This window comes from Streptomyces sp. P17 (assembly GCF_032436805.1).
GTDB lineage: Bacteria > Actinomycetota > Actinomycetes > Streptomycetales > Streptomycetaceae > Streptomyces.
This window is the reverse complement of sequence record NZ_JAVRBF010000032.1, coordinates 1-25,056: the sequence shown is the minus strand read 5'-3', so window position 1 is coordinate 25,056 and position 25,056 is coordinate 1. Positions and strand designations below refer to the sequence as shown.

Below are 25,056 nucleotides of genomic sequence, written 5' to 3'. Positions count from 1 at the left end.
CCGCCGTGCTCACGGCCATCGTCCTGCTCCCGGCCGCCATGGCGGCCCTCCTGCTGTGCGTGCCGCGCAGCGCGCCCCGCGTCCTGTTCCTGACGGCCTGGGCGGCGACCGCCGCAGCCGAGCTGGTCCTGACGGTGATCGTCTGGGCGGGCTTTGAGCACGACGGAGGCATGCAGTACGAGACCCGGGCTCGCTGGATCCCCAGCGCGGGCATCAGCTACCACGTCGGAGTCGACGGGCTGTCCCTGCCCCTGGTGGCCGTCACCTGCGTGCTGTTCCTCGCCTGCGCCGCGTACGCGTGGCGCGAGACCCGACGGCCCAGGGAGTTCGCGGCCCTGTTCCTGTTCCTCCAGACCACATGCCTCGGCCTGTTCGTCGCCCTGGACCTGATCCTGTTCTTCGTCTTCTTCGACCTGTCCATCGTGGCGATGTACTTCATCATCGCCGGGTGGGGACACAAGGGCGCAGCCCGCGCCGCGCTGAAGTTCTTCCTCTACACCTTCATCGGCTCCCTCGCCCTGCTGCTCGGCTTCATCGGCCTCTACCTGGCCACCGATCCCCACACCTTCGACATCGTCGAGCTGACCGACGCCAACCCACTGGCCGGACGCACGACGTACGGCGCCCTCGTCCTACTCGCCATCGCCGTCGGCCTGGCGGTCAAGACCCCGACCGTGCCCTTCCACACCTGGTTGCCGCCCGCCCACACCGACGCCCCGGCCGCCGGGTCGGCGATCCTCGCCGGTGTGCTGCTGAAGATGGGCACGTACGGTTTCCTGCGCATCGCCATGCCCGTCCTGCCCGACGCCTGGCGGGACCACGCCCTCGTCTTCGTCATCGTCGGCGTGGTCTCCGTGCTGTACGGCGCGCTGGTCGCCCTGGCCCAGACCGACTTCAAACGGATGGTCGCGTACACCTCCGTCAACCACATGGGCTACATCATTCTGGCGATCGGCGCGGCCGGTGCCGTCGGCGCCGGGCAGGAGGAGGCCCGCCGACTCGCCGTCACCGGATCGGTCTTCCAGATGGTCAGCCACGGGCTGCTGACGGGGGCGCTGTTCCTGTTGTCCGGCGTGCTGTACGAGCGCGGGCGGACGTACGAGATGTCCGCGTACTCCGGCGTGGCCGAGCGCGCGCCGGTCTTCGCCGCGCTGACCGGCGTCGCCGCCTTCGCCTCCCTCGGGCTGCCCGGTTTCTCCGGCTTCATCGCCGAGTTGCAGATCCTCACGGGGAGCCTGGGCCCGGAGCCGGTCGCCACCGGACTGGCCGTCCTCGGGATCCTGCTCACCGCGGGCCTGTTCCTGCGCGCCCTGCAACAGGTCTTCCTCGGCCCGCTACGGCTGCCCGTCGCCGCGCCCGGCGCCGACCGGCCGTTCCCCGACATCCGCGGCCACGAAGGGCTCGCGATCATCCCGCTGCTGGCCCTCGGCGTCATCCTCGGCCTCGCCCCCCGGTTCGTCCTCGACGTCATCGAACCCGCCTCGCGCACCGTGCTGGAGCTGCTCGCGCGATGAACGAGATGACGGGGATGAACGAGAACCCCCTCGACCTCCTGCCCGAGGTCCTGCTCGCCGCCTCCGCTGTGCTCGGTCTCCTGCTCGGGGCATGGCTGCCGCGCCGCCGCCAGTGGCTGATCGGCGCCCTGGCGGGAGCGGCCTGCACCGTGGGGATCGTGGCCGCCGCGATGGCCGCGGCCAATCCCGTGGAGACGGCTTTCGGCGAGTCCTTCGCCCTGGACACGCTCACGGCCGCCGGCAGGATCATCATCCTCGGCGCCACGCTGCTGGTCCTCGCGCTCGCCATGCCGCGCCTGTACGCCGACCCGCGCGAGACGGAGTTCTACGTCCTGCTCCAGCTCGCCTCCGCCGGCGCCCTGATGCTGGCCGGATCCCAGGACCTGCTCCTCCTCGCCGCCGGTTACCTGCTGGCCAGCGTGCCCGCCTACGCGCTCGCCGGGTTCCGCAAGGGCGCCCCCGGCACTGAGGCGGCCCTGAAGTTCTACGTCGTAGGTGCCCTCCTCGGCGTCGTGATGCTCGCCGGCATCACCATCCTCCTCGCCGCCGGGCGGGCAACGGCTTACCCCATGCTGCGCACTGAACTCGCCGAGGCCCCGGCGGGACTGGTGGCGGTCGGCACGCTCGCCCTGCTCGCCGGTGTCCTGTTCAAGGCCGGAGGCGTGCCCGGCCACTTCTGGGTGCCGGACGCCGTCCAGGGCAGCTCGGCGCCTGTCGCTGCCTTCCTCACGACGATCCCCAAGATCGGCGCCCTGGCCGCGTTCTACCGGCTCGCCGCCGTGCCGCTCGCGGACGCCGACCTGCCGTGGGCCGATCTGGTGGCGGTGCTGTCGGTGGCCTCGATGACGTTGGGCAACCTGGCGGCCTTCTTCCAGCAGGACGTCAAACGCCTGCTCGCGTACTCCACGATCAGCCAGGTCGGCTATCTCCTGCTCCCGGTGGCCGTCGCCGGGCGCACCGACCTCGCCCAGGAGGCGCTGCTGTACTTCCTGGCGGGGTACGCGCTGACCAACCTCGGCGCTTTCGCCGTCGTCTGCGCCCTCCCCGCGGCCCGCACCATCGACGACTACCGGGGCCTGGCGCGGACCCACCCGGCCCTGCTGGCCTCGCTTGTCGTCTGCCTGCTGGGCCTGGTGGGCACGCCCCCGACCGCCGTCTTCCTCGGCAAGCTGGAAGCCTTCAGCGCGGCCTTCGACGGTGGTTACGCCTGGCTGGCGGTCGTCGCGGCCGTCAACACGGTCGCTTCCCTCTTTTACTACCTGCGCTGGATCGCCCCAGCGTTTCTCGAACGCGGACCCGTCGGTGATCCGGGTCCGACGTCAAGATCAGCTGCCATCGTCGCCTACGGGGCGGCCACCGGATCGGTGGTACTCGGAGTGCTCGGCGGGACCGTCCTGGACGTGCTGGGCGGCCCGCTCGCACCCTGACCGCACAGGCGCGTGTCGCCGCTGCCGAGCAATGGCTCGTCGGCCTGTCCGTTCCCCCTTGCCGTGGGGAGTGATCGCCCGCTCCTGCCTTGCGGCGAGTGGGCTGCCGGGAGAAGTGGCTGTATCGCCGAACCTTCTGGTTGCGCCGTCGAACCATGTCGGCAGATCGTGAAGCTGAAGACCCAGCCGTTCTCCAAGAAGCACTCCGGGGCTTTGTGCGCGCCTTCGGCCTTCTCCACGCCGAGAGCACGCCTTGCGGTCAGTCGATCCCCGTTTCCGAAGCTCACGCCCTCGGGGAACTGGCGCAGGAAAGCGTACTGCGGCAGGTCGAACTGGCCCGTCGGCTGCGGCTGCAGAAGAGCACCGTGAGCCTGGTCGGACAGCCGACCGGCCGCGGCTGGGTGGAGCGTGGCCCGGCTGCAGAGGACGGACGCGGAGTTGTTCTGCGCCTCACCCCGCAGGGCAGCGGGCTGCGCACACCCTCGCCGATGCGCGGCGGGAGCGGGTTTCCCGGCTGCTCGAATCGATCCCTGCTCATGAACGAGCGGGCATCCTGCACGCCCTGGGAGTCCGAACGCGGTCGTTCCGTCATGCCCTTCGACCTCGAAGAGACAACCCACCACTTCACCCCCACCGACACCGGCGTCCAGGACATCGTGGCCGACCAGCCCGGGGATGCCGAGCAAATCGACCTCATTCGCACCCACCTGAAGCAGGAAGCCGAAGCGTTCCGCCGGGGAGACTTCGGTGACCCCGCCCAGATCCACGGCGACGACACGCCGGGCCTGGCGGAATTGGAAGAAGGCTACGAACGCTTCGAAGTGCCATACCACGAACGAACCGACGGCGCCACCATGACCTACGACACTGGGGACTCCGCACTGGTCGGCGCCCTTCACGACTGGTTCGAAGCCCAGCTCAGCGACCACGCTGACCACGCCGAGACCGGCCACTGACCGGCAAGCGCCCAGCGCCTGACTCTGCATGAAGGCTTAGTAGTATTTCTGTGAGACGAGAAAGCACCACGAGGCCCGGGTACTCATGGCCTGCCCTGGATGGTGTCGGCCCGAGGAGGTGCAGGTTGAGTGTGAGCAGGCGGCTGCGTGCGGGAGGGGCCTTCGGCTACCTCCTGCTGGTCGCCATGCTCACGTTCGGCGTGTTTGCCATGCACACGATGGGCCACGCGGAGCACTCGTCAGGCTCGGCGACAGACGGCGGTCCCCATGCCGCGGTCGGCGCGCACCAGGGCGGCATGGGCCAAGGGACAGTCGACACCATGACGTCCAGCGAGCCTGCGGCAATGACGGACCACGGGGCAGCGACCTCGGCCACGCTGTCGACGACGCTGGACGAGCCCATGATCAGCATGGACGTGCTGTCCGTGTGTGTGGCGGTGCTCACCGGGTGGCTGCTCTGGTTGTTCCTGTGCGCGGCGGTTCGTCGTAAGGAACGGCTGACGGCCCTGCTCGCCCGGGCCCTGGCCGTGCTGCCTCCTGGCCCGCCGCCCCCCAGACCTCTCCTCGTTCAGCTGTCAGTGCTGCGGATTTAGGCCGGACCGCAGCGCGGGCTCAGTCATGCCCGCGCACGCCGCGCGTACCGCCATACCCACTGACAGAACTGATCCAGCGAGGTATTTCGCACATGACTGCCCACAACTCTGCTCTGCGCCGCCGTCTTCGTCGCCGTATCGCGATGGTGAGCGCCGCCGTGGCGGGTGGACTGCTGCTCGCCGCCTGCGGCGGGGACGACATGGAGGGCATGGACCACGGGAGCGGCACATCCGCCTCCGCCACGTCCACCGCGGCGGCGGGGGACAACCCGGCGCCCGGCGCCTTCAACGACGCGGACGTCACGTTCGCGCAGATGATGATCCCGCACCACGAGCAGGCCCTGGAGATGGCCAAGCTCGCGGACGGCCGGGCCTCCGACGCGGAGATCAAGACACTGGCCGCGGACATCGAGAAGGCCCAGGATCCCGAGATCCAGACCATGAAGTCCTGGCTGAAGGCCTGGGGCAAGCCGGAGTCGGCTGCCGAGAGCATGCCCGGTATGGACCACGGGTCCGGCGGCGCGGCCGGCTCCGGGATGTCCGGAATGATGTCCGACAAGGACATGCAGAAGATCGAGGCCGCCAAGGGCACCGAGTTCGACCGGATGTTCGCGGAGATGATGATCGAGCACCACAAGGGCGCGATCACCATGGCGGAGGACGAGCAGAAGAACGGTCGTAACGCCACGGCCAAGCAGCTCGCCGCCGACGTCGTGAAGACCCAGTCCGCCGAGGTCGAGAAGTTCGAAGAGATCCTCGACCGGCTCTGATCCGCATCACCCGCAGACCGCCCAGGGCTCCGACGTGCGAGTCCGAGGAGCCCCGGGCGGTCTCCCTCCATGCCGCCATGACCGCGATGGGCCGTCGCCGCTCCGGTGCACCCGTACGCCCCTGAGGAATCATGAACAAGCGCCCTGCCGCTGTGGCAGCCTCTGCCCGGGCTCTCGCCTTTACCCTGGCTGCCTGCTCCGAGAGCGGGGACAGCGCGGAATCAACCGGTTCGTCTGCCGCTTCCGGGACGACCGTGAGCCACATTCACGGGCTGGGACTGGACCCCGCCGACCAGCGTCTCTACGTCGCCACCCACGAAGGTGTCTACACCCCCGACGCCGAGGGGGAGCCCGAACTGGTGGGCGACAGCAAGGACGACTTCATGGGCTTCCCCGTGGCCGGCGACAAGACGTTCTACGCCAGCGGTCATCCGACCTCGGGTGGGAACAAGGCTCGTCAAGAGCACCGACCCGGGCAAGACCTGGAAGTCCCTGTCCCTGTCCGGCGAGTCCGACTTCCACGCTCTGACTTCGCCGACGGCACGGTCTACGGCTACGACGCCACCAACGGTCTGGTTCGCACGACCAAGAACGGTCTCTCCTGGAGGGATGGGGCGCAGCTCGAAGCCCTCGACATCGCAGTCAGCCCCAAGGACTCCGGTCTCGTTCTGGCTACGACTGCCGGGGGTGTCCCCCGAAGCAGCGACGGTGGGAAGACGTTCGCCCAAGGTAAGGGGCCGGTCATGGCCTTCCTTTCCTGGAGCGCGAAGGGCACCCTCTACGGCATCGACAGCTCCGGCGGACTGAATCGCAGTACAGATCGCGGCACCAGGTGGACGAAGGTCTCCACCGTGCCGGGCGATCAGCCTCAGGCGCTGGCCTCTGTCGATGCCGAGCACGTCCTCGCCGCCTCGCAGACCGGGGTGTACGAGTCGAAGGACGGCGGTAAGACGTTCGCCGAGCGCCTGGCCGTCGCTTCGAGCGGCGGCCACTGATTCGCGCCCGGTGGGGGCGGGCGCACCGCCGTGTCCCGGGGCGGCGACGGACGGTCAGACGGCCATCATGACGGGCATGGCGCACATCGTGCCGCCCATGCCGATGTGGGCCGTCAGGGCCGCGTCCGGCGACGTACCCGGCGGGCGCCGACGGCTTCGGTTGCCCGTTGCCGCGTGTGCCCGGCGCTTGGTCCCTCCCGAGCGGGCCTTGTCCCACACGGAGATGGCCAGGGAAGCGGCGAAGACCGCGAGGGATTCAGTGCTGGGGCGGGCGTACACCGGTGAGTGTGAGGGTGACCAGGCGTCGCACGGCGGCCTTGGACGGCAAGGTGCGTGCTGCCGTCAGGGCGTTGAGGCAGTAGTGCGTGAGTTCGGCGGGCGGGATGTCGTCCCGGACGTCGCCGGCCTGTGCTGCCTCGGCCAGTAGTTCCTGGACCATGTGGTGAAGGTGCCGGTGTGCGTGAGCCAGGTGGCTGCCGCTGTCCCGGTGCAGGAACGCGCCGAGGTCCGTGTCGTGGTGGCCGTGGGATTCGTGAGTGATGAGGGCGTAAGCCCCCAACACCGCGTCCAGGCGTGCACCGGCCCCCTCTGTCCGGTCCCGCACTTCGGCCAGTTGGGCGAGATGGCCGGCGACCTCGCGGGCGTGCCAGGCGTGCAGGATCGCTTCGACGTCCGGGAAGTACTTGTACAGCGTGGCCCGCCCGATACCGACCCTCTCCGCGATCTGAGACATCGTCACTGACAGTGGTCCGTTCTCGGCCGCCAGGGCGGCAGTGCTGTCCAGGATGGCGTCGCGCACTTCGCGGCGGTGCGCCTCGATCGTCTCGTTCCACAGCTTCGGCACGCGGAAAGCGTACGTGATGCCGATGGGTGAACATGATGGTTTGACAGTGACAAAGTGTATCGATAAAGCTGGAGTCCTTCGAACGGCACGCCGCTGAGGCGTGGGCGAAACAAGGAGGACCACTCATGGCGGATCCGTCCCAGGAGCCGGACACTCGGGACAAGACCGGTGGGGCCCCCGGCCGGAACCCGGCTGTCGGCGTGCCGCGATGGGTGAAGGTGTCCGCGCTCATTGCGGTGGTCGTGGTCCTTCTCTTCGTGGTCGTGCTGCTGGTCAAGGGGCCGGGTGACCACGGTCCGGGCCGTCACTTCGGCGGCCAGGCTCCGCTCGTAGGCGTCACGGAAACCGCCGGACCGGCCACGGGTGACCTCGGATGACAATGCCGCCCCGCCTGCGCAAGCTTGCCCTCATCGCGCATGTCACGTCCTCCGTCGGCTGGTTCGGTGCGGTCGTAGTGTTTCTCGCGCTGGCGGTGATCGGCATGACCAGCCAGGATCCCGCAGCGGTACGCGGCGTCTACCTCGTGATGGAGCCGGCCGCCCGGTACGCCCTCGTCCCCCTGGCCCTCGCCTCGCTGCTCACGGGCGTCATCCAGTCTCTGGGTACGCCCTGGGGCCTCTTCCGGCACTACTGGGTCGCGTTCAAGCTCCTGATCAACGTTGTCGCCACCGGGGTGCTGCTGATCTACATGGGGACGTTCAGGTCCATGGCCCACATGGCCGCAGACCCGGCCGCCGAGCTCTCCACGGTGCGTAACTTCTCGCCCGTGCTCCATTCGGTGCTCGCGCTGGCGGTGCTGCTGCCGGCCATGATCCTGGCGGTGTACAAGCCGCGGGGCGTCACTCCGTACGGGCAGCGCAAGCAGCAGGCGCAGCGTGGGAGCCGTGGCGTATCGGGCGCGGCGTCCGTACCTCAGGGGTGAGAACCGCACCCTGCCGCCATTTACCCCCCCGGGGTATATTGGCGGCATCGTCTCACCGGCACTCAGAGCAGCGACGACGGCACGGGGAGCCTGGTCCCTGCGGACCCGCGCCTCGCGCGCCGCCGTCCGCTGGGAGCGCGCTGCGGTCATCGCTCTGCTCGCGGCTTTCGCCGTACTGATTCACCACGAGACGCCGGCCTCGGCGATCGAGCCGACGCCCTCGTCCGCCGTACACGTGATGACGCCCGGCATGGTGATGGCGGGCAGCCATGGCGCACCGGCCACAGCCGTGTCCGGGCACGCTCACGGAAGAGCCCCCGCACAAGCCGCCGTGCCGACAGCGACCGCCCCTGCGACGAACAGTGCTGATGGTCCGGCCTGCTCCAGTACGGCCATGCAGCACTGCTCGACCGCGAGCCTCGACGTTGTGAAGCTCGCGGCACCGCAAGAGACCCCTGCGCCATGGGATCCGCCCGCGCGCGGAGCCGTCACCGGACGACCTGCGCACGGCCGTGGTCGCCGTCGAGACCGACCGCACCTGCGGCGAGGCTGAAGCGAACAACTGCTGCTGAAGGCCGTGAAGTCCCTCGGACCTCCCCGGCGCGAGATCGGCGAAGCCTATCGGTGAGACGCGCCCAGTGCTACGCCCCAGCTTCGTCGCTCCCGATCCGCAGTCGCCCGACACCAGGGACGAAACGCCCGGATCGGGCCGCGTAGGCGCGGTAGGCCGCCCCGTGAGTGGCCCGGAGGTGGGGCTCCTCGACGACGCGGACCTGCAGTTTGATCGCGATCAGCAGGGCGGCGAGGGCGGCAAACGCCAGGGCATTGGGCACCATCATCGTGAGTCCGAGGCCGGTGACGCCCATTGCCGTGAAGATGGGGTTGCGTACGTGCGCGAAGAGGCCACCGGTGACCAGTGCCGTGCGCTCTTCGGGATCCACGCCGACGCGCCAGGACGTGCCCATGGCCCCTTGTGCCATCACCGTGCCGACCGCCCCGAGCACGGCGACCGCCCCGAGCACGGCGACCGCCCCGAGCACGGCGACCGCCCCGAGCACGGCGACCGCCGCGCCGGCGCCGTATACCGCGGGAGTCTCCTCGATGAGGACGGGCAGGCCCGCCAGGGTCGCGGCTGGTGCGGCGACGGCGCCGAGCAGCGCCAGGGCGAACAGCACCCCGGCCCACCAGGCGGCCGAGCCGGGAGTGCCGGACAGACCGCGGAAGGCGTTGTCCCCGGTGCGGCGGCGCTGGATCAGCGTGCGGATGACGAAAGCCGCGGTCAGCCACGCCCCGTAGAGGGCGAGCGCCGCCCAGGACCAGCCGGTCATGGCGCGTCCGTCTCCTTCCGCGGCCCGCAGCACGAGCAGCCCGGGGCGCATCCGCAGCCGTCCTGGGCGCCCGCGGCCACGTCCGTTGACTGGGGGAGGCCGACCGGCACGGCGCAGCGGCTGTCGCCCCGCCAGGCCTCGCGGCCTTCCTTGACCGCGACGGCGGCGATGACGAGGGCGGCGATCGGGTCGGCCCAGGACCAGCCGAGCAGGGAGTTGGCGAGCAGCCCGGCGAGCAGGACGGCGGAGAGGTAGGTGCACAGCAGGGTCTGCTTGGAGTCCGCCACGGCCGAAGCCGAGCCGAGTTCACGCCCGGCCTTGCGCTGGGCCGCCGACAGGAACGGCATCACCGCGAGGGACAGGGCGGCGAGCACGATGCCCGGGGTGGAGTGCTCGGCTTCGCCGGTACCGGTCAGAGCACGCACGGAGTCGACCGTGACGAAGGTGGCGAGCGCGAAGAAGGAGACCGCGATCACGCGCAGGGCGGTCTTCTCGCGCGCCTCGCGGACGGCGTGCTCGCGTGCGGAGAACTGCCAGGCGACGGCCGCGGCCGAGGAGACCTCGATGACGGAGTCCAGGCCGAAGCCGATCAGGGCGGTGGAGGAGGCGATCGTGCCCGCGGTGATCGCGACGATGGCCTCGATGACGTTGTAGGTGATCGTGGTGGCGACCAGGAACCGTACACGCCGGGCCGGTTCGACGCGGCGCTGCGGGGTGGGCCCGAGTGAAATCTGCACCGTCATCAGCGGCCGTCCTTCTCTTCGGCGTCCGGGCGGGTCCGGTCGGCCTCAACGGCCAGCACGGCGCCGCGCAGGTCGTCCAGGGCGTGCCCGAGGCGGGCGTCGGCCAGCTCGTAGCGGACGCGGCGGCCGACGGGGACGGCGACGACGATGCCGCAGTCGCGCAGGCAGGTGAGGTGGTTCGACAGCCGGGTACGGGAGATCTCCAGCCGCTCGGCCAGGTCGGCCGGATGGGCGGGAGCCTCGCGGAGCGCGAGCAGGATGCGGCAGCGGATCGGGTCGTCAAGGGCGCGGCCGAAGCGTGCCAGGGCGTCGATGTCGGAGGTGGTGGTCAGCACCGCCTGACGGTACATGAGATCGTGGATTCAAGAAATGCTGAATTCGGGAATTCGGGCAATCGAGCCCGACATGGTGGCCCACTCCCCGGCTCCGGCGGGGCTTGGCTACGATCTGCGGCGATGAGCAACCGGTATCTGGGCGTCCGGGGCGCGGTGGGACACGTGACCCCGTTTCTCGTGCTGCGTTGTGCCGTCCTGCTCGCCGCGCTGATGTGGCTGCTCCCGGTGTGTGTCCACAGCTCCGGCGAGTCGCTGCGGGTGCCTGCCACCTCCTCACAGGGAAGTGTGCAGACCGCCCTGGGTTCGGCCGCCGGTCACGAGTGCCCCGACACGGAGCACGGGCCCGGCGACTCACACTGCCGTTCCGCCGAGGCCGTCACCAGCACCTCCGTGGCGCTGCCGTCGTTTCAAGCGGCGGACGTGACTGCGGCGGTCCGGACACAGGGCTCTCCACCCCCTCGCGCAGCACCGGGCGTTCTCGTCCACACACCGGGCATTCATCACCTCCAGGTTCAGCGGATCTAGGAACGGGCAAGCCGCACGGCTCAGGCCTACCGGGCCGTGCCCGCTCAGCCCTCCTGCCCCCGCACCCGGCGGGCGCGCAGGCCCTCGACCGCTCGAATCGCACCACCGCGCCTGCCCGCGCGGTGGGGACAAGGACATGCAATGGGGTCTTCCCGAGCCAAGGAACAGCGCGCCTCACGCCGCGCCAAACTGGAGGAGATGCGCCGCGCCGAGGCGGCCCGCGAGCGCCGCAACCGGATCATCACCTGGACCTGCAGTGCGGTCATCGTGGCCGCTGTCGTCGGCGGCAGCTGGTACCTCGTCGACCGGATGCAGGACGAGAAGGCGGCGGAGGAGGTCGCGGCCGCCAAGCCGGTGGCGGGCGAGAAGTCCTTCAAGGGCCTCAGTCAGAACCACGTCGAGACCCCGGTCGACTACAAGACGTCCCCGGGGGTCGGCGGCGACCACAACCCGGCCTGGATGAACTGCAACGGCGTCGTCTACGACAAGGAGATCGGCGAGACGAACGCCGTGCACTCCCTGGAGCACGGCGCGGTCTGGGTCACCTACACCGACAAGGCCACGGACAAGGACGTCAGCACGCTCAAGGACCAGGTGACCAAGACTCCGTACACGCTGATGAGCCCGTTCGCCGACCAGTCGTCGCCGATCGTCCTGTCCGCCTGGGGCAAGCAGCTGAGCGTGGACTCCGCCGCCGACCCCCGCGTGGAGAAGTTCCTCGGCAAGTACGTCCAGGGTGCCCAGACCCCTGAGCCGGGCGCCGTCTGCACGGGAGGGATCGCCGCATGACCAGCGCTGTCACCCGCCGCACCCCGCTCATCATCCTCGTCTGTACCCTGCTCGCCGTCGCCGCCGCCCTCGTCGTGTGGTGGCGTGCGGCGGAGGGCACGGCGAACGCGGCCTCGCCCGGCGACCGTTCCGTGGAAGCCGGGTTCGCCCGGGACATGGCGGTGCACCACCAGCAGGCCGTGGAGATGTCGTTCATCGTCCGCGACCGCACCGACGACGAGGGCGTGCGCACCCTCGCGTACGACGTCATCAACACGCAGGCCAACCAGCGCGGCATGCTGCTCGGCTGGCTGGAGGCGTGGGGGCTGAGCAAGTCCTCCACCGAGGCGCCGATGACGTGGATGGGCCACGGCTCGATGTACGAGGCGAAGGACGGTGCGCTCATGCCCGGCATGGCCACCAACGCGCAGCTGGACCAGTTGCGCCAGGCCAAGGGGAAGGACGCCGAGATCCTGTACCTGCGGATGATGACCGCTCACCACAAGGGCGGCATCGACATGGCCAAGGGCGCGGTGAAGATGGCCGCCGACGACAAGCTCGTACGGCTGGCGCAGACCATGGTCAACGGCCAGCAGTCGGAGATCGACCTGATGGCCGACATGCTCGCCCAGCGGGGTGCCAAGGCCGAGCAATGAGCCCGTGCCCGGCCGGGGAGCGCATCGCCGCACCCCGGCCGGGCACGCCGACGACCGGGCGGACCGTACAAGCCCTACCAGCCGACCTTCTCGCAGCCGGTGTGGTCGGCCGGCTCGACCTGCAGGGTCGCATGAGCCACGCCGTGGCGGTCGCGCAGCAGGTCGCGGGCCCGGTCCAGGACCGTGTGGCCGTCGGCCTCGTCGGCTGTGACCAGGTGGGCCGTGGCCACGTTCATGCCTGAAGTCAGCGTCCACAGGTGCAGGTCGTGCACGTCCTTGACGCCGTCCACGGCGGCCAGGTCGTCGGCCACGGCGGCCGGGTCCATGCCCGCCGGGGCGTGCTGTCCGAGGACGGCGAAAACCTCCCGGCCCAGCGCTATCGCGCGTACGGCGACGAAGGCGCCGATGGCGAGGGCGACCAGGGTGTCCCACAGCGGCTGCCCGGTCGCGGCCACCAGCCAGCCCGCCAGGATCACCCCGACCGAGCCGGCGGTGTCGGCCACCACTTCCAGGTAGGCGCCCTTGACGTTCAGGCTCTCCGAAGCGCCCGACCGAAGCAGGAGCAGGGCCACGAGGTTGATGACCAGTCCAATGCCGCCGACGATCAGCATCGGTCCGGAGGCGACCTCGGCGGACGCGCCGATCCGGCCTACCGCCTCGATGACCACGTACACCGAGACGGCCAGCATCAGTGCCACCGACAGCAGGGAGGCGAACACCTCCGCCCGGTAGGAGCCGTAGGTGCGTCGTCCGGTGGTGTCGGGGCGGGTGGCTATCCGGGTCGCCACCAGCGCCGCGCCCAGCGCCACCACGTCGGCGGCCATGTGCCCGGCGTCCGAGAGCAGCGCGAGCGATCCGGACAGCAGCCCGTAGGTCAGCTCGACCACGAAGAAGGACGCGACCAGAACGAACGACACGGTCAGCCGCCAGCGGTGCCGACCGGCTGCGTGACCGCCCACCCCGTGGCTGTGACCGTGTCCGTGGCTGTGGCCCATGAGTCGTGTCCCTCCCTAGCTAGCGTCCGGCGTCCGTCCGCAGCAGGGAAACACATGGCGGATGAGCTCGGCAAAGGCTGCACCGGTGACCGTTGTCATGTCCGCTAACACGTCTCTGACCTGCGAGGATGTGTCACCGGTGCGGAGTGGTGGCGTGAGGGGCACCCGGCGGTCCACCGAGGGTGCACGGGTGGGTACGCTGCCTGGGCGTACGGTGTGCAGGCCCCGTACGCACCCGCTCACACCCCGCGCCGGACTCCCGAAGGCCCGACCTCATGCGACCGCTCCGCTCACCAGCCCCCGCCTCCCCGGCGTCCGGGGTGCTGCGCGGGTTGCGGGCCGGGGCGCTCGCGGTGCTCTGCGTGCTGCTGCCGCTGGCCGGGCATGCTCTGTCCCAGTGCCACGCGCCCCGGTGGATCATCGTCGCGGCGGTCGCCGCCGTGGCGGTCCCGGGCGCGGTGGTGCTGACGCGGCGTCGGCTGACCGACAGCCAGGTGGTGGGCGTCCTCGCCGCCGCTCAGATTGCCTACCACGTCGCCTACTCGCTGCCGGGCGCCTGCCAGGCCGTGACCGGCCAAGGCGCGGTGGCGGGCGGTCTGCCCACCGTGGTCGAGCACGGCGCGGCCTCCGGACCGCCCGCCGGTGTGCTGCTGGCCGGGCACCTCGTCACCCTCGTCATCGCCGCGCGGCTGCTGGGCGTCACGGAGCGGCTGCTGTGGAAGTCCCGGCCGCTGCTGACCGCCGTACGCCGACTGCTGCTCTTCGTCTGGCCGTTGCTCGGCCGCGCCCATGGCACCGCGCCGCGGGCCACCTGCGTCGAGAGCAGCGCGCCGCTGCGGTCCACGATGCTGGCGCGACTGCGGGAGGGCAGGGCTCCGCCGGGCCACGCGCGCGCGTTCCGTGCACCCTTCGCCCTTTTCCGGCCGACGCGGATCGGCGGTCCCTGCCCGTCCTGACGGGTGAGGCCCCGGCCATCCGATGGGCCGGCCCTCCCGTCCCGGTGGTCCCATGCCGCCGGGGGACGACAGAAAGCCCGCATCATGCACGTCACCGACCGGCGTGCCGCCCGCACGGCGGCACGTGTCCTCGTCGTACCCGCCGCGCTTACGGCCCTGGCCGTCACCGCACCGCAGGCCGCGGCCCACACCGAACTGGAATCCACCAAGCCGCGGACCGACGCGTCGCTCGCTGGGCTGCCCCCGCGCGTCACGCTGACCTTCAGCGACCCGATGACGCAGAAGTACGCGAAGGTCGCCGTGACGGGAGCGGACGGAGCCTCGGCCGCGAAGGGCGAGCCACAGGTCGAGGGAAAGACCGTCACGCTCCCGCTCGACACCGGTGCTCCGGCGGGCCGTTACACCGTCGGCTACCGAGTGGTGTCCGCCGACGGACATCCCGTCGCCGGCTCCTACACCTTCACCGTCAAGCAGACGGCGCAGACGCCCAGCCCGTCGGCCACGGTCCAGCAGGAGACCGCCGCTTCCCCGACGTCAGTCCCGTCACCGGAGGCCGACCAGGCCGACGAGGAGTCCTCCAGCGTGGCCGTGCCGGTCCTCGCCGGGGCAGGTGCGCTGGCCGCGGCCGCGGCCGGGGCCGTGGGTGCCTACGTGGTGCGGCGGAGGCGGACCGACCATGGCGACTGACAGCAAGGCCGCCGGTACCGGACGACTGCCCCGACTGCCGCTGCTCCTCGCCCTGGCGGCGGGGGTCTGTGTCGCTGTGGCCCTGGCCGCCGTCTGGGCCGGCGGCGGTGGCGCCACAGCGATCCCGGGAATCCCGGACGCGGGTGCTCTGACCGCCTGGGGGCTGCCGGCCGCCCGAATCCTCGCGGACGCGGCCGCCGTGGCCACCGTCGGCGCCCTGCTGCTGGTGGTCGTGCTGCTGCCCGGCGGCAGTCGGCTCGCCCCGGCGCAGCTGCGCTATCTGAACTGGGCCGCCTGCGCCGCGGGGCTGTGGGCCACCGCGTCCGGCGCTGTCCTGGTGTTCACGCTGTCCGACCTGTTCGCCCAGCCGGTCGGCGAGATCCTGTCGCCCGCGATCGTGGCGGACTTCGTCACCACCGACGCCCAGGGCCGCTCCTACGCCCTGACCGCGGCCGCCGCAGGCGTCATCGCCACCCTGTGCGTGGGGATCGGCAGCGCGCGCTGGGCCCGGTGGGCACTTGTGCTCGCCCTGGCAGGTCTGCTGCCCCCCACCTTCACCGGGCACTCCTCGGCGGCCGGCAACCACGACGCCGCCGTCACCAGCCTCGCCCTGCATCTGGTCGGGGTCGCGGTCTGGGTGGGTGGCCTGGTCTTCGTGCTCGTGGTCGCCGCGCGCCGGGAGGAGCAGGCGGCGGACGCGGCCCGCCGGTTCAGTCCGCTCGCCGGGTGGGCGCTGCTCGCGGTTGGTCTCAGCGGCATCGTCAACGCCGCCGTCCGGCTGCCGTCCCTCACCGAGGTGTTCAGCAGCCGGTACGGGCAGATGGTGCTGGCCAAGACGCTGGCGCTCGTCCTGCTGGGCGGCATCGGCTACTGGCACCGCCGTCGTACCCTGCCCGCGCTCGCCGAGGGCAGGCGGCGGGCGTTCGTCCGGCTCGCCGCCGGTGAACTGCTCCTGATGGCGGCGGCGATGGGGCTCGCGGTGGGCCTGTCGCGCACCCCCGCACCGGGCGCGGGTGATGCCTCGCTGTCCCCGGCCGAGGAACTGCTGGGCTTCCCGATGCCGCCACCCCTCGGTGACTTCCCGTGGACGCCACTGTTCACGCAGTGGCACTTCGACCCCCTGTTCGCCTTCGGCACCGGGGCCGCCGCGCTCCTCTACCTGGCCGGCGTACGCAAGCTGCGCGTCCGCGGCGACAGCTGGCCCGTGGGACGGACGGTCGCGTGGCTGATGGGGCTGGCGCTGACCGTGCTCGCCACCATGAGCGGGCTGAACACCTACGGCAAGGTCCTGTTCAGCGTGCACATGGGCCAGCACATGCTGGTCGCCATGTCGGTACCGATCCTGCTCGTCCTCGGGGCGCCCGCCACCCTCGCGCTGCGCGCGCTGCCCTCCGCCCCCAAGGGCTCACCGGACGGGCCACGCGAGATGCTGCTGAAGCTCCTGCACAGCCGCTACGTCAAGCTCATCTCGCATCCGGTGGTGGCGAGCGTGCTGTTCATCGGCAGCGCCTTCGTCGTCTACTACACCTCGCTGTTCGAGACGTTGATGCGCAGCCACCTGGGCCACATGGTCATGCTGGTGCACTTCCTCGCCACGGGCCTGCTGTTCTTCTGGGTGATCATCGGCATCGACCCCGGCCCGCGCCGACCGCCGTACCTCGGCCGGCTCTTCGTGCTGATCCTGACGATGCCGTTCCACTCCTGGTTCAGCATCTCGCTGATGAGCTCCACCGCCCTGATCGGCGAGGGCTGGTGGTCGCTGCTGGACCGCCCCTTTGTCGCCGACCCGCTGGAGGACCAGTACAACGGCGGCGCCATCGCCTGGGCCACCGGTGACATCCCCGTCCTGATCACCACGATCGTCCTGGCCATCCAGTGGATCCGCTCCGACCAGCGCGAGGCCCGCCGCGTCGACCGGCAGATCGAACGCGGCGGCGACAGCGATCCGCTGGCCGCCTACAACGCCTATCTGGCGAGCCTGCACGCCCGCGACCGCCGCTCGGCCGCCCCCCGCACCCCGAACGAGGAATCATGACCAGACTCAAGAGGCAGCTGATCGTCGCCGCGGTGCTGTTGGCCGGTTTCGCCGCCGCGATCGGCTCCTACGCGCTGCTCGCTCCCGACAAGGGAAGCGGCGGTGGCGGCGTGGACGTGCAGGCGGCCGCCAAGGCGCTGCCCGTGCGCGCCGACAGCCACCGTCTCACCACTCCCAAGAAGAGCGAACTGACCATCGTGGAGTTCCTCGACTTCGAGTGCGAGGGCTGCGGCGCGTACTACCCGGTGGTGGAGAAGCTGCGCGAGGAGTACGGCGACCGGGTCACCTTCGTCGCCCGCTACTTCCCCATGCCCGGTCACCGCAACGGCGAACTCGCCGCCCGCACCGCCGAAGCCGCTGCCCGGCAGGGCAAGTTCGAGGAGATGTACAACAAGCTCTTCACCACACAGAAGGAATGGGGTGAGTCGAAGGACTCGAAGCAGGACGTCTTCCGCGGCTACGCCAAGGAACTCGGCCTGAACATGACCGAGTTCGACGCCGCCCTCGACGACCCCGAGGTCGCCGGACGCATCCGGAAAGACCAGCGCGACGGCCTGGGCCTGGGTGTCCAGGGCACCCCGACCTTCTTCGTCGACGGCAGCCAGATCCAGCCTCCCAGCTCCTACGAGGCGTTCAAGGCCCTCATCGAGGACGGGCTGTCCGACTGACCGGGCCACGAGGACGGGTTCCTGTCGCACCCCATCGACCAGGCCCGCTTCTTCGGCGCCCTGTGAACGCCCCCACCACCCACGACGTATACGACAAGGTGAGCCGCAGTGACCGCCAGCACGACCCCCGCCTACGACGAACGCCTGACCGCCCCCAAAGCCTGGTGGGTGATCGCCGCGCTCTTCGGCCTCTCCCTGGCACTGGTCTTCCTGCCCTACGGCCTGATCGCCGCCCTTGTCGCCCTGACCGCCGGCACCTGTCTGGCCGGGCTCCGCGTCAGCACCGAGGGGTCGATGCGGATCCGGGTCACCGACCGGCTGCTGGTCGTCGGGGACGCCCGCATCCCGCTCAGCGCGCTCGGCGAGCCGCAGGTCCTGCAGGGCGAGGAAGCCCGGGCCTGGCGGACGTACAAGGCGGACCTGCGCGCGTTCATGGTCATGCGCAGCTACATCACCACCGCCGTACGCGTCGAGGTCCTCGACCCGGAGGACCCGACCCCGTACGTGTACCTCTCCTCCCGGACCCCGGACCGGCTCGCCGAGGTGATTCGCGAGATGTCCGGACAGGCGGGGGCGGAACGAGCATGATGGGCGTCCGTGCCAGGTGATCAGGTGAGGCGGCTCGGCCGCCGGGGCTCCCGTGCGCGGTCCATCCGTACGGGCGCCTGTGTGCGGGCCGCGGCGTTCGCGCTCATCGGCAGCGTGCTCGCCGCGCTCGGGCACCACGCGGTCGCCGAGGGCTCGGTGCCGTGGCGGCTGGTGGCCGCGTTCACCGTCGGGCAGTTCGTGGCCATGTGGCCGTTCGCCCAGCGGCGGTTGTCGCTGCCCGTCGTCGTCGCGTGCACGCTCGCCGCACAGGGCGCGCTGCATCTGACCCTGACCGTGGCGAGCGGCACCCGTGACTCGGGAGCCGGCCAGACGGGGCACCACATGGGCGGTGGCGCGGCCATGCCGGTCGGGGACGGGCATGCCTGGCATCACGCCTCCACGGCCATGACGTTCGCCCATCTCGTCGCCGCGCTGGCGGCGGGCCGGCTGCTGCAGCGCGCCGACGCCGCCCTGTCCGCCGCGCTCACGGCCACCCGCGCGGCAGGCCGGGCCGCCACCGACGTACTGGCCCGGCTGGTGCCGCGGCTCGACGTCGTCGTGGTGCCCGCGCCGACCGCCGTACGGCTGGCCGCCTGCTTCGCACCGCCCGCAGTCGCCCGCACCCTCACCCTGGAACATGCGCTGGTGCGCAGGGGACCACCGGGACACGCACCCGTCCCGGTCCAACCCCTCACCCGGGCCGCCGCTTCGGCGTGTCCGGATTCCCGCGCAAGGAGTTCTATGTCCACGCATCACGCTGCCCGTCTGGCGCGCCGGGCCGCTCTCGTCGGCGCCGCCGCGCTGACCGCCACCCTCGCGCTGGCCGCACCGGCCGTCGCGCACGCGGAAGTCGAGGCCGACAAGCCGCAGGCCCTCGCCGAGAACGTCACCCTCAGCTTCGTCTCCGAGGCGGAGTCCTCCACGGCCGGATTCACCGAACTGCGCATCGTCCTGCCCAAGGGCATCGCGCCCGCCGACGTGGCCCTCGAGGAGGCCCCCAAGGGCTGGAAGCTGAAGGCGACCGACGACGGCTACACCGTCGGCGGACCGGAGCTCGCGCCCGGTGCCGACGCCGCGCACTCGATCAAGGTCCGGCAGCTGCCGGACGCCAAGGAGATCGCGTTCAAGACCGTCGAGGTCTACGAAGACGGCAAGGTCTCCCGCTGGATCGAGGTACCCAGCGGCGGAGCGGAGGCCGAACAGCCCGCACCGGTCCTGGAATTGAAGGCCGCCGCGCCGGGCGCCACCCCCGTCAGCCCCAGCCCGACCGCGAGCCCGACTCCCAGCCCCACTCCCACCCCCACCGAAACGACATCTCCCACGGCGACCGCGGACGCGGACGACAGCGCCACGGACGAAGACAAGGACGAGGACAGCTCGACCGGGATCGTCGTCGGTGTGGTGGTCGTGGCGTTGCTCGCCGTCGCGGGCGGCGCGTGGTGGCTCGTACGCCGCCGGAGCGCCTCGGCCGGGAGCTGACGGCGGCTTCGTGTCCCGCGGGGCGGAACTGCCGCCGCCCCGCGGGTCGTTCAGCCCGTCGAGCCGTCGCCCACGCTCGAGACGGCTCCCATCCGCAGGTTCCACCGCCCGGCCCGGCCGGTCAGGCGCACGGCGTCCAGAGGCGGTACGTCGATACGCCAGAACGACGCGGGCGGGGCGGCCAGCGCGCAGATCACCGCCGCACGCGCCACGGCCTGCTCCACCACGGCCACTACCTGTCCGGCGCCGTCCGGCAGCGCACCGAGCCAGGCATCGATCCGGCGGCACACATCGGCCACTGACTCACCGCCGTGCGGGGCGGCCTCCGGGTCGCTCAACCAGGTGCTGAAGGCGACTGGGTCCGCCGTGGCGATTTCCTCCGGTGTACGGCCGTACCAGCGGCCCATCTCCAGGTCCCGCAACGCCGGTTCGGTGACGAGCGAGTCCCAGCCCAGGGCCTCGGCGGTCTGACGGCAACGCTGGGAGGGCGCGGTGTGGCAGGTCGTCGCTGCGGGCAGGGCCGCGGCGGCCGTGCGCGCCTGCCGCAGTGCCCGCTCGTCGAGCGGGGTGTCGGCGAAGCGCACCTCGCGCCCCGTTGGCGCGGCGGCGCACAACAGCGTGAGCCGGATCGTCATGCAAGCCCCCTCGCCCTATCCACAACGGTCGGCCCATCGTACGTGGCGTACGCCATGTTGGCCGATGGCCCGCTTGCCCCTACGATCTGGGCGACAAGTAACGACGGCGTCGGAAGTCCGGTGCAAGCCCGGCACGGTCGCGCCACTGTGTGCCGCAGGCTCCTGCCCCCTCGGGGGCGCGGGGTGATGGCGGTGAGTCAGACCCGACGCCGTCGTTTTGAGTGCTCCACACGACACGGGACGCGTGTTCCCGAGGAGGTCTCGCCATGGCGCAGTCCACCGCCGCCCCTGCCCCCACCACCCTGCCCGCCGCAGCACCGCTGCCCGTCCGGGCCATCCTGCCCTGGGCCGCGTTCTTCGGCCTTCTGATGCTCGTCCTGCTCTACTTCGTCGGCGCCGAGCAGGGCGCTTTCGCCGTCTTCTCCGGCGAGGGCGTCCACGAATGGGTGCACGACGGTCGTCACCTGCTCGGCTTCCCCTGCCACTGACGGGGATCGGACTCACATGAACTCTGCCAATGTGCGCGCCCTGTTGGTGCGCGGAATGCTCGCGGGCCTCGGCGCCGGCGTGCTGGCCTTCGTCTTCGCCTACCTGGTCGGTGAAGGGCCGGTCGAAGCGGCGATCGCCTTCGAGGAGGCGAACTCCCCCCACTCCGCCGGCGGGGAGGAACTGGTCAGCAGGTCGGTGCAGTCGACCGCGGGGCTGGCCACCGGCGTCCTCGTCTTCGGCGTGGCCGTCGGCGGCATAGCCGCACTCGCATTCTGCTTCGCGCTGGGCCGGATCGGCCGGTTCGGCGCCCGGGCAACGGCGGCGCTGACCGCGCTCGTCGCGTTCCTCACCGTCTACCTGGTGCCCATCCTGAAGTACCCGCCGAACCCGCCCGCCGTCGGCAACCCCGACACCCTGGACCAGCGGACGGCCCTGTACTTCCTGATGATCGCGCTGAGCGTCCTGCTCGGCATCGCCGCCGTCCTGCTGGGCCGTCGGCTCGCCCCCCGGTGGGGCAACTGGAACGCGTCCATCACCGCAGGGCTGGCCTTCGCGGCGGCCGTGACGGTCGCGATGGTGTTCCTGCCGTCCGGGGACAACGTGCCCAAGGGCTTCCCGGCCACGGACCTGTGGGAGTTCCGCATGGCCTCCCTCGGCGTCCAGGCCCTGCTCTGGGCGGCCTTCGGCCTGCTCTTCGGCTACCTGGCCGAGCGTGTTCTGGAGCCAAGGTCCACCACCTCGGCCGGCCGGGCCGAGGCATTGTCCGTCTCGGTCGGCTGACCCGGGGCGTACGGCACCACGCATGGACCCGTCGGGGGCGCGCCCGGCGGGTCCATGCGTTGGGGTCGGCGAACTGCGACCCGCTCCGCCCGACTTGGCGTCAGCTTGCGCCTGCCACCTGCGGCGGCAGGTCCCGGATCGTCACGTTCTCCGACACGGTGACCTGGTCGACGTCGCTGACGCGCACGGTGACCTTCAGGGTCCATGTGCCGGGGAGGGGTATCCGTAGGCTGTCCGTCGCCCAGTAGCCTCCCTTGTCGACCAGTTTCGCGTCGAGCGGGCCGACGCTCTGCGCCCGGTGGGTGACGGTGAGACGCACTTCGGGAACGGCGACGGGGCCGCTGTCGGCCCCGTACACCAGGGCCTCGACTCTGTTCTCGCCCACCTGTCCCGGCAGGAAGGTGATCTGCACCTGGCCGTATCCGTTCGGCACGCCGGTGTCGAACGGGATCGTGGCCACCGCTGCCGGAACCTGCTGGACCCCTGCCACCGCTGTGGCGCTCTGCGCGGCGGCCCGGCTGGGCGGGGTTCCGGTGAGCACCGTGGTGATCGCCAGGACGATGACACCGAGAACGGCTTCGGCGGCGACCGAGCGGCGCAGGCCGCGTCGGCGCTGCTCGGGGAGCGAGACGGGCGGTTCGGAGCGGCGGACGGCGCCAGGTGCGGACGACTCTTCGTCGCTGTCCGCCACGGCACTGCCCGCGTCGGGAAGGTCCTCGTCACCGGACGATGAGCCGACACCGACGGTCTGCGTCACGCGTACGCGCTTCGGTGCCGCCACCGCGAGCGTCTCCGGCGTCGGCCGCGGTTCGTGGACCGGCTGCATCGTCCACTGCCGGGAGAACTGCGCCGCGGTCAGGACCATGACGACCGCGGCGACCTTGAGGCAGAGCAGCCTGCCGTACTCGGTGGTGGAGAGAGCCTCCCACGAACCGACCTGCCGCCAGGACTGGTAGACGCCGGTCGCGGTCAGGACGAGGACGGCGCCGAGCGCCAGTCGGGAGAAGCGGGTGACCGCTGACGTCGGAACCGTCGTGTCGGCGGGCGTCCGCCAGAGGATGAACGCCAGGGTGAGGAGACCACCGAGCCACACGGCCATGGCGAGCAGGTGCAGGACCGCGACCGGGATGGCCACGGGCACCTGGAGACCGGCGGAGGCGTGCTCGGCCGCGGCCCAGGTGGCCGCCAGGCCCACGGCGAGCAGGAGCCCTGTCACCCGTGCGCCGACGGACGGGGGGATCGGCCGGACGTGTATCCCTTCCGCCTTGCCGACGAGACGGCCCGTGATCGGGGCCAGCACCAGGCCCGCCACCGTGGCCAGTAAGAGCCGTGTCACCAATGCCGTACCGGTCCTGCCCGTGAGGGTGGGACCCAGCAAGGACGGGTCGAACACTGCGGTGACGCCCCGTCCGCTTTCGTACGGGCCGCGCAGAAGCAGCAGGACGAGTGTCGAGGCGATCAGCGCCAGCCAGCCGGACAGCAGCAGCCTGCGCACCAGACGGAGGGTGAGCGCGGCGGGCCAGCAGAGCAGGGCGAATCCGGCGACGCCGATGAGCAGGGCGAGGCCGCCGTAGGCGGTGTAGCGGGCGATGCCGTAGAGGCGGGAGACGGTGGGGTCGACCGAGGGCCCGGAGGGTGGCACCGCGGAGGTGGCGGACGGTTTGCCGATGGAGAAGGTGAACGCGCCTGAAATCGGGTGGCTGTCGGCGGAGATGACGCGCCAGGACACCGTGTAGGTGCCCTTGATCAGCTTGTCGCCCAGCATCACGCGGACCGTGTTCGCTTTGCCGCCCGCGTGCTCCACCGAGCCCTCATTGACCCGCTCGTTCCTGGGCGAAAGTACGCGCAGGGAGCCGTCGTTGAGGCTGACCGTTTCGGTGAAGGTGAGCGTGACCTGCCGCGGCGCTGTCTTGAGGACGGCGGTGTCGGCCGGGTCGGATCCGGTCAGCGCGGCGTGGGCGGAGGCCGGCCCGGCGCCGCCGAGGAGAAACGCGAGCACGGCGCCGATCAGCGCCAGGGCCGTCAGCGGTTTTCTGGCCCGGCGTGGTGCCGTGGGCATGAAGCAGCCTCCAGGGTGGTGTGCGCGGCGGTCGTAAGCGGCGGTGTCCGAGCGGCTACGGCGTGCTCGGTGCGGGGCCGATGCCCCGCAGCTGCTGGACGGTGCCGCCGAGCTTGGTCCGGAACCGCTCCAGCATTTCCGGCTCCTTGGCGCTGAGGACCCAGCGCGTGCCGACCAGGTACTTGCCCCCGTAGATGGCGGCGGAGTCCAGCCAGGCCTTCTTGTACTTCTCCTCCGGGAAGGTGGTGATGAGGTAGTCGACCTCCTTGGTGTGACACAGGCCCTGGCGCAGTTCGTCCGCCTCGATACGGATCTTGGCCTTGCAGCCGGTCAGAGAGGCGATCACTTCGACCTTGGCCGGCGCGACGACCCCGGCCGCCGGGGCAGCGGAGATGTTCGACGGGTCGGCTTCCTCGGCCGCCTTGTCCCCACCGCCGCTGCAGGCCGTGAGCAAGGGAAGGACCGCCAGACTCCCGACGATGGCGGCACGTTTCACGGACGCGAGGGACAGACTTCGGCCGATGGGTCCTCGTGGTTGCTGTTGGGGCACGTTGCCTCTCCATGTCCGGTGCTGCTCGTACTCGACTCGGAGTACGGATGAACGCGGAGGGTTGTTCAGTGCGTATGAGATCAATGGCCCTTGGCTCCAAGTCCCGGTGAGGGCCGATCAGACGCCGCCTTCACCCAATATGGTGATATGGGGCGAATAAATATGCGGCCCTTGGTCTTCGCCCTCGTCTCGGCGGACGTCAACGAAGCGCGGCCATTGCACGGATCTTCACCTTCGCGAGGCAGACGGCACCTCCCGCTCTTCACCGGAACTTTATGTGGTTGGTTGATTACTCTTTGCATTTATGACGGCTGGCTCGGTATCCCGCAGCGGCCGCTCCGTGTCACGGACCGGGGCGGCGCTGCTGGTGCTGCTGGCTGCACTGGTACACGTGTGGGCTTGCGCACACGGCCCCGGAACGGAGGCCGTCGGACGGGACGATGCCTTTCCGAGGGCCTCCGCCAGTTGCGCCCAACACATCGAGCAGTCGCAACAGACGGCGGACCTGGTGACTGCTCCCGCGGACGGCGACACACCTCACTGCTGGGCGTTGGACGAGCCACCGGTCACGGCGCCGCGTGACGTTGCCCTGACCGTGGAAGCGGTCCGTGACGCTCTGCCGCTCGAAGACGTCACCGCCCGGCTCACGCCGGTCCTGCGGCCTGCGCAACCCTCGCCCGTAGAGCCCCGCCCGTCTTCCACCGGGCAGTCCCGGTCCTCGCTCGGCGTGTGGCGGACCTGATCGCTCGGTGAGCCGCG

At 70.9% G+C, this 25,056-nt stretch carries 28 protein-coding genes and 1 riboswitch; of the genes, 19 read left to right on the top strand and 9 right to left on the bottom strand.

What is annotated here, in order from left to right:
• The first annotated feature begins 5 nt into the window (after positions 1 to 5).
• The 6 genes from RMT89_RS21375 to RMT89_RS21350 all read left to right on the top strand — a co-directional run bounded on the left by RMT89_RS21375 (position 6) and on the right by RMT89_RS21350 (position 6,255).
• Entirely contained in the window at positions 6 to 1,514 is a 1,509-nt protein-coding gene (locus RMT89_RS21375) for an NADH-quinone oxidoreductase subunit M (protein ID WP_315885356.1), read from the top strand.
• Between the two features lie 5 nt (positions 1,515 to 1,519).
• Positions 1,520 to 2,941 carry an NADH-quinone oxidoreductase subunit N gene (locus RMT89_RS21370; protein WP_315885414.1) on the top strand — a complete coding sequence of 474 codons (1,422 nt, stop codon included), beginning with the start codon at positions 1,520 to 1,522 and terminating at the stop codon, positions 2,939 to 2,941.
• A 155-nt stretch (positions 2,942 to 3,096) separates the two neighbouring features.
• Positions 3,097 to 3,897, top strand: a complete 801-nt coding sequence (locus RMT89_RS21365; RefSeq protein ID WP_315885355.1) for a helix-turn-helix domain-containing protein — start codon at positions 3,097 to 3,099, stop codon at positions 3,895 to 3,897.
• Between the two features lie 131 nt (positions 3,898 to 4,028).
• Positions 4,029 to 4,490: a hypothetical protein gene (locus RMT89_RS21360; RefSeq protein WP_315885354.1), complete on the top strand. Its 462-nt coding sequence runs from the start codon at positions 4,029 to 4,031 to the stop codon at positions 4,488 to 4,490.
• Positions 4,491 to 4,582: 92 nt separating this feature from the next.
• Complete coding sequence (locus tag RMT89_RS21355) at positions 4,583 to 5,260, top strand: DUF305 domain-containing protein (RefSeq protein WP_315885353.1); 678 nt, start codon at positions 4,583 to 4,585, stop codon at positions 5,258 to 5,260.
• A gap of 254 nt (positions 5,261 to 5,514) precedes the next feature.
• Positions 5,515 to 6,255 carry an exo-alpha-sialidase gene (locus tag RMT89_RS21350; protein ID WP_315885352.1) on the top strand — a complete coding sequence of 247 codons (741 nt, stop codon included), beginning with the start codon at positions 5,515 to 5,517 and terminating at the stop codon, positions 6,253 to 6,255.
• A 54-nt stretch (positions 6,256 to 6,309) separates the two neighbouring features.
• Here RMT89_RS21350 and RMT89_RS21345 read toward each other — a convergent pair whose 3' ends face one another.
• Positions 6,310 to 6,534 carry a hypothetical protein gene (locus RMT89_RS21345; protein ID WP_315885351.1) on the bottom strand — a complete coding sequence of 75 codons (225 nt, stop codon included), beginning with the start codon at positions 6,532 to 6,534 and terminating at the stop codon, positions 6,310 to 6,312.
• Complete coding sequence (locus tag RMT89_RS21340) at positions 6,512 to 7,099, bottom strand: TetR/AcrR family transcriptional regulator (RefSeq protein WP_315885350.1); 588 nt, start codon at positions 7,097 to 7,099, stop codon at positions 6,512 to 6,514. Before RMT89_RS21340 ends, RMT89_RS21345 begins: the two co-directional genes overlap by 23 nt.
• 125 nt (positions 7,100 to 7,224) lie before the next feature.
• Here RMT89_RS21340 and RMT89_RS21335 point away from each other — a divergent pair, with 125 nt between their 5' ends.
• Together RMT89_RS21335 and RMT89_RS21330 are read left to right on the top strand one after the other, a co-directional pair.
• Positions 7,225 to 7,476 (top strand): hypothetical protein, encoded by a 252-nt coding sequence (locus tag RMT89_RS21335; protein ID WP_315885349.1) that lies wholly within the window; start codon positions 7,225 to 7,227, stop codon positions 7,474 to 7,476.
• On the top strand, positions 7,473 to 8,021 hold the full coding sequence (locus tag RMT89_RS21330) for a hypothetical protein (protein WP_315885348.1): 549 nt from the start codon (positions 7,473 to 7,475) through the stop codon (positions 8,019 to 8,021). Before RMT89_RS21335 ends, RMT89_RS21330 begins: the two co-directional genes overlap by 4 nt.
• A gap of 641 nt (positions 8,022 to 8,662) precedes the next feature.
• On the opposite strand, the gene RMT89_RS21325 is transcribed toward RMT89_RS21330, so the two are convergent.
• From RMT89_RS21325 to RMT89_RS21315, 3 genes are read right to left on the bottom strand one after another with little or no spacing between them, the layout of a single operon-like run.
• Positions 8,663 to 9,349, bottom strand: a complete 687-nt coding sequence (locus RMT89_RS21325) for a methyltransferase (protein WP_315885347.1) — start codon at positions 9,347 to 9,349, stop codon at positions 8,663 to 8,665.
• Complete coding sequence (locus RMT89_RS21320; RefSeq protein WP_315885346.1) at positions 9,346 to 10,092, bottom strand: cation transporter; 747 nt, start codon at positions 10,090 to 10,092, stop codon at positions 9,346 to 9,348. The genes RMT89_RS21325 and RMT89_RS21320 overlap by 4 nt, the downstream gene beginning before the upstream one ends.
• Positions 10,092 to 10,427, bottom strand: a complete 336-nt coding sequence (locus RMT89_RS21315; RefSeq protein ID WP_315885345.1) for a metalloregulator ArsR/SmtB family transcription factor — start codon at positions 10,425 to 10,427, stop codon at positions 10,092 to 10,094. Before RMT89_RS21315 ends, RMT89_RS21320 begins: the two co-directional genes overlap by 1 nt.
• A 120-nt stretch (positions 10,428 to 10,547) precedes the next feature.
• On the opposite strand from RMT89_RS21315, the gene RMT89_RS21310 reads away from it, so the two are divergent.
• The 3 genes from RMT89_RS21310 (at position 10,548) to RMT89_RS21300 (ending at position 12,376) form a co-directional block, all read left to right on the top strand.
• Positions 10,548 to 10,952, top strand: coding sequence for a hypothetical protein (locus RMT89_RS21310; RefSeq protein WP_315885344.1), 405 nt, complete (start codon positions 10,548 to 10,550; stop codon positions 10,950 to 10,952).
• A 141-nt stretch (positions 10,953 to 11,093) separates the two neighbouring features.
• Positions 11,094 to 11,741 (top strand): DUF3105 domain-containing protein, encoded by a 648-nt coding sequence (locus tag RMT89_RS21305; protein WP_315885343.1) that lies wholly within the window; start codon positions 11,094 to 11,096, stop codon positions 11,739 to 11,741.
• Positions 11,738 to 12,376 (top strand): DUF305 domain-containing protein, encoded by a 639-nt coding sequence (locus tag RMT89_RS21300; RefSeq protein WP_315885342.1) that lies wholly within the window; start codon positions 11,738 to 11,740, stop codon positions 12,374 to 12,376. The genes RMT89_RS21305 and RMT89_RS21300 overlap by 4 nt, the downstream gene beginning before the upstream one ends.
• A 74-nt stretch (positions 12,377 to 12,450) precedes the next feature.
• On the opposite strand, the gene RMT89_RS21295 is transcribed toward RMT89_RS21300, so the two are convergent.
• Positions 12,451 to 13,371 (bottom strand): cation diffusion facilitator family transporter, encoded by a 921-nt coding sequence (locus tag RMT89_RS21295; RefSeq protein ID WP_315885341.1) that lies wholly within the window; start codon positions 13,369 to 13,371, stop codon positions 12,451 to 12,453.
• Positions 13,372 to 13,646: 275 nt separating this feature from the next.
• On the opposite strand from RMT89_RS21295, the gene RMT89_RS21290 reads away from it, so the two are divergent.
• The 6 genes from RMT89_RS21290 to RMT89_RS21265 all read left to right on the top strand — a co-directional run bounded on the left by RMT89_RS21290 (position 13,647) and on the right by RMT89_RS21265 (position 19,784).
• Entirely contained in the window at positions 13,647 to 14,327 is a 681-nt protein-coding gene (locus RMT89_RS21290) for a hypothetical protein (RefSeq protein ID WP_315885340.1), read from the top strand.
• Positions 14,328 to 14,411: 84 nt separating this feature from the next.
• Positions 14,412 to 15,014 (top strand): copper resistance protein CopC, encoded by a 603-nt coding sequence (locus RMT89_RS21285; protein WP_315885339.1) that lies wholly within the window; start codon positions 14,412 to 14,414, stop codon positions 15,012 to 15,014.
• Complete coding sequence (locus tag RMT89_RS21280) at positions 15,004 to 17,049, top strand: cytochrome c oxidase assembly protein (protein WP_315885338.1); 2,046 nt, start codon at positions 15,004 to 15,006, stop codon at positions 17,047 to 17,049. The genes RMT89_RS21285 and RMT89_RS21280 overlap by 11 nt, the downstream gene beginning before the upstream one ends.
• Positions 17,046 to 17,717, top strand: coding sequence for a thioredoxin domain-containing protein (locus RMT89_RS21275; RefSeq protein WP_315885337.1), 672 nt, complete (start codon positions 17,046 to 17,048; stop codon positions 17,715 to 17,717). The genes RMT89_RS21280 and RMT89_RS21275 overlap by 4 nt, the downstream gene beginning before the upstream one ends.
• A gap of 108 nt (positions 17,718 to 17,825) precedes the next feature.
• Positions 17,826 to 18,305, top strand: coding sequence for a DUF3093 domain-containing protein (locus RMT89_RS21270; RefSeq protein WP_315885336.1), 480 nt, complete (start codon positions 17,826 to 17,828; stop codon positions 18,303 to 18,305).
• 24 nt (positions 18,306 to 18,329) lie between these two features.
• On the top strand, positions 18,330 to 19,784 hold the full coding sequence (locus RMT89_RS21265) for a DUF1775 domain-containing protein (RefSeq protein ID WP_315885335.1): 1,455 nt from the start codon (positions 18,330 to 18,332) through the stop codon (positions 19,782 to 19,784).
• A gap of 50 nt (positions 19,785 to 19,834) precedes the next feature.
• Here RMT89_RS21265 and RMT89_RS21260 read toward each other — a convergent pair whose 3' ends face one another.
• Positions 19,835 to 20,419 carry a histidine phosphatase family protein gene (locus tag RMT89_RS21260; RefSeq protein ID WP_315885334.1) on the bottom strand — a complete coding sequence of 195 codons (585 nt, stop codon included), beginning with the start codon at positions 20,417 to 20,419 and terminating at the stop codon, positions 19,835 to 19,837.
• 111 nt (positions 20,420 to 20,530) lie between these two features.
• Positions 20,531 to 20,622: riboswitch (cobalamin riboswitch) on the top strand.
• A gap of 63 nt (positions 20,623 to 20,685) precedes the next feature.
• Between RMT89_RS21260 and RMT89_RS21255 the strand changes: the two genes are divergently transcribed.
• Together RMT89_RS21255 and RMT89_RS21250 are read left to right on the top strand one after the other, a co-directional pair.
• The gene (locus RMT89_RS21255) at positions 20,686 to 20,907 is read left to right on the top strand and encodes a CbtB-domain containing protein (protein WP_315885333.1); all 222 of its coding nucleotides are present in this window, start codon (positions 20,686 to 20,688) and stop codon (positions 20,905 to 20,907) included.
• Between the two features lie 16 nt (positions 20,908 to 20,923).
• Positions 20,924 to 21,688 carry a CbtA family protein gene (locus RMT89_RS21250; protein ID WP_315885332.1) on the top strand — a complete coding sequence of 255 codons (765 nt, stop codon included), beginning with the start codon at positions 20,924 to 20,926 and terminating at the stop codon, positions 21,686 to 21,688.
• A gap of 100 nt (positions 21,689 to 21,788) precedes the next feature.
• Here the strand turns inward: RMT89_RS21250 and RMT89_RS21245 are convergent, their stop codons facing one another.
• Both RMT89_RS21245 and RMT89_RS21240 read right to left on the bottom strand, forming a co-directional pair.
• Positions 21,789 to 23,747, bottom strand: a complete 1,959-nt coding sequence (locus RMT89_RS21245; RefSeq protein WP_315885331.1) for a copper resistance protein CopC — start codon at positions 23,745 to 23,747, stop codon at positions 21,789 to 21,791.
• Positions 23,748 to 23,802: 55 nt separating this feature from the next.
• The gene (locus tag RMT89_RS21240; protein ID WP_315885330.1) at positions 23,803 to 24,243 is read right to left on the bottom strand and encodes a hypothetical protein; all 441 of its coding nucleotides are present in this window, start codon (positions 24,241 to 24,243) and stop codon (positions 23,803 to 23,805) included.
• Positions 24,244 to 25,056 lie beyond the last annotated feature (813 nt).